The organism is Azonexus sp., assembly GCF_049652925.1.
In the GTDB taxonomy this organism is placed as follows: Bacteria; Pseudomonadota; Gammaproteobacteria; order Burkholderiales; family Rhodocyclaceae; genus Azonexus.
This window is the reverse complement of record NZ_JBASFI010000030.1, coordinates 1-6,334: the sequence shown is the minus strand read 5'-3', so window position 1 is coordinate 6,334 and position 6,334 is coordinate 1. Positions and strand designations below refer to the sequence as shown.

The 6,334-nt window shown below is 60.8% G+C and carries 7 protein-coding genes and 1 pseudogene; 7 read left to right on the top strand and 1 reads right to left on the bottom strand.

Annotation, left to right across the window (positions count from 1 at the left end; genetic code table 11):
* A partial coding sequence (locus tag WBK19_RS16190) for a GntR family transcriptional regulator (RefSeq protein ID WP_511291529.1) occupies positions 1–477 on the bottom strand: 477 nt, incomplete at its 3' end.
* Between the two features lie 187 nt (positions 478–664).
* On the opposite strand from WBK19_RS16190, the gene WBK19_RS16185 reads away from it, so the two are divergent.
* The 7 genes and pseudogenes from WBK19_RS16185 to WBK19_RS16155 all read left to right on the top strand — a co-directional run.
* Positions 665–1,591: a catechol 2,3-dioxygenase gene (locus tag WBK19_RS16185; RefSeq protein WP_511291527.1), complete on the top strand. Its 927-nt coding sequence runs from the start codon at positions 665–667 to the stop codon at positions 1,589–1,591.
* The gene (locus WBK19_RS16180; RefSeq protein ID WP_511291525.1) at positions 1,591–2,013 is read left to right on the top strand and encodes a GlcG/HbpS family heme-binding protein; all 423 of its coding nucleotides are present in this window, start codon (positions 1,591–1,593) and stop codon (positions 2,011–2,013) included. The genes WBK19_RS16185 and WBK19_RS16180 overlap by 1 nt, the downstream gene beginning before the upstream one ends.
* A gap of 31 nt (positions 2,014–2,044) precedes the next feature.
* Complete coding sequence (locus WBK19_RS16175; protein WP_511291523.1) at positions 2,045–3,499, top strand: 2-hydroxymuconic semialdehyde dehydrogenase; 1,455 nt, start codon at positions 2,045–2,047, stop codon at positions 3,497–3,499.
* A gap of 12 nt (positions 3,500–3,511) precedes the next feature.
* Positions 3,512–4,336: an alpha/beta fold hydrolase gene (locus WBK19_RS16170; protein WP_511291521.1), complete on the top strand. Its 825-nt coding sequence runs from the start codon at positions 3,512–3,514 to the stop codon at positions 4,334–4,336.
* Between the two features lie 12 nt (positions 4,337–4,348).
* Positions 4,349–5,131 (top strand): 2-oxopent-4-enoate hydratase, encoded by a 783-nt coding sequence (gene dmpE / locus WBK19_RS16165; RefSeq protein ID WP_494648105.1) that lies wholly within the window; start codon positions 4,349–4,351, stop codon positions 5,129–5,131.
* 14 nt (positions 5,132–5,145) lie between these two features.
* Positions 5,146–5,940 (top strand): SDR family NAD(P)-dependent oxidoreductase, encoded by a 795-nt coding sequence (locus WBK19_RS16160; RefSeq protein ID WP_511291519.1) that lies wholly within the window; start codon positions 5,146–5,148, stop codon positions 5,938–5,940.
* Between the two features lie 24 nt (positions 5,941–5,964).
* Positions 5,965–6,334: pseudogene (locus WBK19_RS16155) on the top strand (acetaldehyde dehydrogenase (acetylating)); the annotation flags it as partial.

The following is a 6,334-nucleotide window of genomic DNA, read 5'->3' as shown; positions in this document are numbered from 1 at the left end:
GCGCGACGGACAGGCCGAGATCAGCACCTCGTGAAAGATGCGGTTGCGTTCTTCCCACTCTTCACGGTCGTCGGAGCCGATGCGTTTTTCTTCGGCCTTGGTGAGGCGGTGGAAGGCGGCCAGCAAGTCACCTTCCCAGGCATCGTCGCCCATGGTGATCGACTGGCGCAGGGCCTCGCATTCGAGCATGACGCGGGTTTTGGTGATGTCTTCGAAGTCTTCGAGGGACACCGGGGCGACGCGAAAGCCGCGCTGTCCCTGGCTGACCACGAGAGCATCGGAGATGAGCAGCGAGAGCGCTTCGCGCAAGGTGCCGGCGCCGACGCCGTAGTTGTCCTTGAGGTGCTCGACGCGGAGTTTTTCGCCGGGGGCGAGGTGGCCTTCGATGATGTCGCGGCGCAGTGCGCGGTAGGCGGATTCGACGAGCGTCTTTGGCTCGGCCGTGAGGCTGTCGCCGTTGGATGTGTTGTTAGCCATGACAGTAGGGTTCGGTTAAGTGGTTTGACCAGATGACGAAATTCTACCCTGATAGAGGGAATTTTCAGGGTTTTTAAAAATCTCGAGAAAAAGTATTGACATCGAGATTCGTTGTAAATATCGTAATGGTAAATCGATTGCGCAGATCTTTGTGTGATTGAAATACTCAAAAAACAGGAGAAGACAAATGGCAATGACTGGTGTTTTACGTCCCGGACACGCTCAGATGCGGGTGCTCGACATTGAAGAAAGCGTTGATTTCTATTCGAAGGTGCTGGGCTTGGTCGAAACCGGTCGTGATGCCCAGGGCCGTGTTTATTTCAAGACCTGGGAAGAGCGCGATCACAACAGCGTGATCCTGCGTCAGGCCGATACGGCCGGCATCGACTTCTTTGCCTTCAAGGTCGATAGCGATGCGACCCTGGCCAAATTCGAGAAAGACCTCAACGCCTACGGCGTCGCAACCAAGCGCATCCCGGCCGGCGAGTTGCTGGAAACCGGCGAGCGTGTGCGCTTCACCTTGCCGACCGGCCACGACATCGAGCTGTATTCGCAAAAGACGGCCATTGGCAACGACATGGGCGAACTGAATCCGGAAGCCTGGTGTGCCGCCGCTGAAAAGGGCATCGCCCCGATCCGTCTCGACCACTGCCTGCTCTACGGGCCGGATATCGAAAAGGCCCAGGCCATCTTCCAGGACGTCCTCGGCTTCTATCTGGTCGAACATATCGCCCTCGACGACAACCAGGATCTGGCGATCTGGCTGTCGTGCTCGACCAAGGCGCATGACATCGCCTTCGTCCGTCATCCGGAGCCGGGCAAGCTGCACCACGTTTCCTTCCTGCTCGAAACCTGGGAACAGGTCCTGCGCGCCGCCGACCTGATGTCGATGAACCGTGTTTCCATTGACATCGGCCCGACACGCCACGGCGTAACCCGCGGCACGACCATCTATGCCTTCGACCCCAACGGCAACCGTTTCGAAACCTTCTGCGGTGGCAACTATGCCTACCCCGATCAGAAGGCGACGAAGTGGACGATGGATGAAGTCGGTGCCGCCGTGTTCTATCACGACCGCAAACTCAATGACCGCTTCCTGACCGTTGTGACCTGATGCAAGTCGCCGTCAGCCAAGCCGGGATTTCAGCCGAGGCGGCTGCGGCCGCCTGTTCGGCGGCCGTGGCCCATGCCACGGCCAACGGCTGGAAGATCAACGTCGCCGTGGTTGATCGCGGCGGCAACCTGATGGCCTTCCTGCGCATGCCCGGTGCCTTCATCCACTCGATCGATATCGCCATCGACAAGGCCTTTACATCGGCCAGCTTCGGCTTTCCGACCAAGGCATGGATGGGGGCGATCGGCCACGACGAAGGGATGAAGCTGGGCTTCTCGGCCCAACCGCGGCTGATCGTTTTCGGCGGCGGCTTGCCGGTGGGCTCAGGCGACTGGCTCGGCGGCATCGGTGTTTCCGGTGCTTCCGAAATGCAGGACGAAGAATGTGCAAGGGCTGGCCTGGCGGCCATCGGTCTGGCTTAAGAGCAGCAAACAAAAATAGGAAAACAAGGGAATGAAACAAATCCTGAATTTCATCAACGGCGAATTCGTCTCGACAGGCAAGCAGTTCGAGAAGCGCACGCCGCTCGATAACTCGATCATCGGCATGGTCCATGAAGCCGGCAAGGCTGAAGTGGACGCAGCCGTGCAGGCAGCCCACGATGCCCTGAAGGGCCCGTGGGGCAAGATGACTGTGGTCGAGCGTACGGACATCCTGAACAAGGTTGCCGACGAGATCACTCGTCGCTTCGACGAATTCCTCGAAGCTGAATGCGCCGATACCGGCAAGCCGAAGAGCCTCGCTTCGCACATCGACATCCCGCGCGGTGCCGCCAATTTCAAGATCTTCGCCGACGTCATCAAGAATGCGCCAACCGAGTTCTTCGAAATGGCCACGCCGGATGGCAAGGGCGCGCTGAACTACGCGATACGCCGCCCGGTCGGTGTCGTCGGCGTCGTCTGTCCGTGGAACTTGCCGCTGCTGCTCATGACCTGGAAAGTCGGCCCGGCGCTGGCCTGCGGCAATACCGTCGTCGTCAAGCCGTCGGAAGAAACACCGTCGACTGCCACGCTGCTCGGCGAAGTCATGAATGCCTGCGGCGTGCCGAAGGGCGTTTACAACGTCGTGCATGGCTTCGGCCCGAATTCGGCTGGCGAATTCCTGACCACCAACCAGAAGGTCAATGCCATCACCTTCACGGGCGAAACCCGTACCGGCGAAATCATCAACAAGGCTGCCGCGCATGGTTCGCGCCCGGTATCCCTGGAAATGGGCGGCAAGAATCCGGGCATCGTCTTTGCAGACTGCGACATGGATGTCGCCATCGAAGCGACGATTCGCTCCTGCTTTGCCAACTGCGGCCAGGTTTGCCTGGGTACCGAGCGGGTCTATGTTGAACGCCCGATCTTCGACGAATTTGTTGCCCGCATGAAAGCCGGCACCGAAAAGCTCAAACTCGGCGTGCCGAGCGATCCGGCCACCAATATGGGGCCGCTGGTCAGCCAGGAGCATCGCGACAAGGTGCTCTCCTATTACAAGAAGGCCGTCGACGAAGGTGCAACGGTCGTCACCGGCGGCGGCATTCCCGCCATGCCGGGCGAACTGGCTAACGGCGCCTGGGTTCAGCCGACGATCTGGATCGGTCTGGACGACAACGCCACGGTTGTCCGCGAAGAAATCTTCGGACCCTGCACGACCATCATGGCCTTCGACAGCGAAGACGAAGTCATCGCACGCGCCAACAACACGACCTATGGTCTGGCCGCCTCGGTGTTCACCCAGAACATCAACCGCGCCCACCGCGTCGCCGCGCAGATGGAAGTCGGTCTGGTCTGGGTCAACAGCTGGTTCCTGCGCGACCTGCGCACGCCGTTCGGCGGCGCCAAGCAGTCGGGTATCGGCCGCGAAGGCGGCGTGCATTCGCTTGAGTTCTATACCGAACTCAAGAACGTCTGCATCAAGCTGTAAGGCGAAGCGGGCATGTCTGCGAACTCTCCCGAAATCGGCCGTTGCAACAAGGCGGGCGGCATCGAAACCAACTACCACGATGTCGGTAGCGGGGCGCCGGTGCTGCTCATCCACGGTTCCGGGCCGGGGGTGACGGCCTGGGCCAACTGGCGTCTGGTCTTGCCGGAACTGGGCAAGACCTGCCGGGCCATCGCGCCGGATATGGTCGGTTTCGGCTATACAGAGCGGCCCGTCGGCATCGAGTACAGCACCGATGGCTGGGTCGATCATGCCATCGGCTTGCTCGATGCGTTGGGTATCGAACAGACCGATTTGATCGGCAATTCCTTCGGTGGCGCCATTGCGCTGGCGTTGGCTATCCGCCATCCGCAACGCGTTCGCAAATTGGTTCTGATGGGCAGTGTCGGCGTGCCCTTCACCATTACGAAGGGGCTTGATGCGGTCTGGGGCTACGAGCCATCGCTGGCAGCCATGCGCGGACTGCTCGACATCTTCGCCTTCGACCGTAGCCTGGTTACCGACGAACTGGCCGAGTTGCGCTATCAGGCCAGCATCCGCCCCGGTTTTCAGGAGTCGTTCTCGGCCATGTTCCCGGCTCCGCGCCAGCGCTGGGTCGACGCGATGGCCAGCACCGGGGCCGATATCAGGGCTATTCCGCACGAGACGCTGATCATCCACGGCCGCGACGACGAGGTTATCCCGCTGACGAACTCGCTGACCTTGCATCAGTGGATCAGCCGTTCGCAGCTGCATGTTTTTGGCCGCTGCGGGCATTGGGTCCAGATCGAACACAACCGCGAATTCAACCAGCTGGTCAGCAAATTCCTGGCCGAATAAAGAGAAAGCATCATGGAACAATCGCAAATTACTCAGCTCGGCGACGAACTCTACGAAGCCCTGGTCGCCGGCAAGACGGTCAGCCCGCTGACCTCGCGTGGCTTCGATATCACCATCGAGGACGCCTACCACATCCAGCAGCAGATGCTGTCGCGTCGTCTGGCCAAGGGCGAGCGCGTCATCGGCAAGAAGATCGGCGTCACCAGCAAGCCGGTCATGAACCTGCTCGGCGTCCATCAACCCGACTTCGGCTACCTGCTCGACGGCATGGTCTACAACGAAGGCGAATCAATCGAGATGAGCTCGCTGATCCAGCCCAAGGCTGAAGGCGAAATTGCCTTCCTGCTCAAGAAGGATCTGCAAGGCCCGGGCGTCACGGCCGCCGATGTGCTGGCCGCCACCGAAGGCGTCATGGCCTGTTTCGAGATCGTCGATTCGCGCATCACCGACTGGAAGATCAAGATCCAGGACACCGTTGCCGACAACGCCTCGTGCGGTGTCTTCGTGCTCGGTGACCAACTCGTCGATATCAGCAACATCGACCTTGGCCTGTGCGGCATGGTCCTCGAGAAGAACGGCGAAATCGTCGTCACCGGCGCCGGTGCTGCGACCATGGGCCACCCGGTCAATGCCATGGTCTGGCTGGCGAACACCCTCGGCAAGCTCGGCATCGCCCTCAAGGCCGGCGACATCGTGCTGTCCGGTGCGATGGGTGCCATGGTCCCGGTGGTCAAGGGCGACAACCTGCGCATGACCATCGGCGGTCTTGGCGGCTGTTCGGTTCGTTTCGTCTAAGCAGATCGCTCGAAATGGACTTCGGGATACATTCCAAAATTGCCCTGATTTCCGGGTCGACCGTGGGAATCGGCTTTGCCATTGCTACGGAGTTGGCCCGCGAAGGCGCGAAGGTGGTGATTAACGGCCGCAGCCAGAAAAGCGTCGACGCGGCGCTTGCCCGGTTGCGTTTGCTGGTCGCCGGCGCCGACGTGCAGGGCGTGGCGGCGGATCTGTCCACGGCGGAAGGTTGCCAGTTCCTGTTCGACGCCTGTCCGCATGCCGACATCCTGGTCAACAACCTCGGCATCTTCGATCCCGTGCCGTTCGACGCCATCCCTGACTCCGAATGGCAACGCTTCTTCGACGTCAATGTCATGAGCGGCGTCCGTCTGGCCCGCCATTACCTGCCGGCCATGAAGGCGGCCAACTGGGGGCGCATTGTTTTCCTCTCTAGCGAATCCGGCATCAACACGCCGGGCGAGATGGTCCATTACGGCATGACCAAGTCGGCCCAGCTGGCGGTGTCGCGCGGTCTGGCCCAGAGCTGCGCCGGAACGGGCGTCACGGTCAATGCCGTGCTGCCTGGCCCGACCCGCTCCGAAGGCGTTGGCGAGTTCTTCGCCAAGCTGGCCGCCGAGGCGGGTGTCGGCTTGGAAGAAATGGAGCACCGCTTCTTTGCCGAGGGGCGTCCGACCTCAATTATCAAACGCATGATCGATCCGGCCGAAGTGGCTGCGCTGGTCGCCTACGTGTGCAGCGCGAGAGCGGCTGCGACGACCGGTGCCGCGCTGCGCGTCGAAGGCGGGATCGTTTCCACCATTTGCTGAACCACGATCAATAAGGAAATATTGATGACTCAAAAAATCAAATGCGCGCTCATCGGCCCGGGCAACATCGGGACCGACCTACTCTACAAACTCAAGCGCAGCCCCTACCTCGACCCGGTCTGGATGATCGGCATCGATCCAGAATCCGAAGGCTTGAAACGTGCTGCCGAGATGGGCCTGAAGACCTGTGCCACAGGCGTGGACGGCTTCCTGCCCCACGTCCTCGCCGACAATGTCCAGATCGCCTTCGATGCGACCAGTGCCTATGTCCACGCCGAGAACTCGCGCAAGCTCAACGCGCTGGGCGTTCTCATGATCGACCTGACCCCGGCCGCCATCGGCCCGTTCTGCGTGCCGCCGGTCAACCTCAAGGAACACGTCGGTCGCCGTGAAA